This is a genomic window from Blautia sp. RTP21359st1_E11_RTP21359_211015 (assembly GCF_040910705.1).
In the GTDB taxonomy this organism is placed as follows: Bacteria; Bacillota; Clostridia; order Lachnospirales; family Lachnospiraceae; genus Blautia_A; species Blautia_A fusiformis.
The window spans coordinates 1-1,466 of sequence record NZ_JBDGAB010000121.1 but is presented as its reverse complement, the minus strand read 5'-3'; the positions used below and the strand labels follow the sequence as shown (position 1 = coordinate 1,466).

The 1,466-nt window shown below is 44.3% G+C and carries 1 protein-coding gene and 1 pseudogene; both read left to right on the top strand.

All coding sequences use genetic code 11. From position 1 onward, the window contains the following. Positions 1–1,257: L,D-transpeptidase family protein (locus AB5026_RS18945; RefSeq protein WP_368214148.1), on the top strand; the 1,257-nt coding region annotated here is incomplete at its 5' end. Continuing rightward, positions 1,250–1,466 (top strand): annotated as a pseudogene (locus tag AB5026_RS18940) (hypothetical protein); the annotation flags it as partial. The gene AB5026_RS18945 and the pseudogene AB5026_RS18940, both read left to right, overlap by 8 nt.

Below are 1,466 nucleotides of genomic sequence, written 5' to 3'. Positions count from 1 at the left end.
GGTTTTAACTGCTCCTATAAAACTGCAGATGAAACAGAAAAGCTTCTTGCAAAGGAAGTGCAGGCATATGTTCTTACCGTTGATACAAGAAACAACGGAAAAGAGAGCATTACCGCAAAAGAAGCCGGCCTGGTCTACAAGCCGGATGGCGGAGCCAAAAAGCTGATCAAGAAACAGGACCGGTACAAATGGTTCCTTGCTTTTAATCAGAAGAAAAAATATACACTGGCAACGGATACTGCTTATGAAGATCAGAACAAGCTGACAGAGGCTGTGAAGAATCTGAAATGCATGCAGAAGGACAATATGGAAAAGCCTGCAGACGCATGCATTAAGGATAATGGCGAAACCTACGAGATCCAGCCGGAAAAAGAAGGAACGACCCTGGATACAAAAAAGGTTCAGAATGTGATCCGTGCAGCTGTTTCCGCAGGAGACAAAACAGTTAGTCTGGAAAAGAAAAACTGCTACAAAAAACCATCGATATATAAAGACGATGAAGCTCTGAAAAAAGATTGTGACCAGATGAACAAGCTTACCAGCTGCGTGATCACCTATGATTTTTCGGACCGGTCGGAACAGCTTGACCGAAATACCATCAAAGACTGGCTGGTCAGGGACGCAAACGGAGATTATATAGTAAATAAAGATCAGGTTGCAGCTTATGTGAACAGCCTGGGATATAAATATGATACCTTTGGCTGCACGAGGACATTTACCACCTACGATGGCCGCCAGAAAACCATTAAAGGCGGTGATTACGGATGGGCTATCGATCAGACCGCAGAGACTGAATGGCTTTATAATGCCATTCTTGCAGGAACTACAGAAGTGAGACAGCCGGCGTATGCTTACAGCGGACTTTGCAGAGATACCAATGATATCGGAAATACATATGTAGAGATTGACCTGACCAACCAGAGAATGGTATTCTATAAAGACGGACAGCTTCTGGTAGATACACCGGTAGTTACCGGCTGTGTCCGAAAGGGCCATTCCACACCAACCGGATGCTTTGCACTGGATGCCATGCGTTCACCGGCAGTTTTGAAGGGACCTGGATATGCATCACCGGTTACATACTGGATGCCGTTTTCCGGAGGAGTCGGAATCCATGACGCAAGCTGGCGTTCACAGTATGGCGGGCAGATCTATATCACAAATGGTTCTCATGGCTGTGTAAACACCCCGAAGGATAAGGCGGCAATCATTTATAATAATATTAGTGTAGGAGTACCAATCGTAGTTTATGAATAAGAGATTAAAAGAAATATTAAAACAATACGAAGAAAGAAAACACAAGATCATCAAGGGAGATGAAAGTATGAATATCGTTGTATTGGCAGGCGGAACCAGTACAGAAAGAGAGATCTCCATCGTAACAGGAACCGGTGTCTGCAAGGCACTTCGTAAAAAAGGTCATAATGCCATTCTTGTAGATATTTTCTGTGGACTGGAGCCGGTGG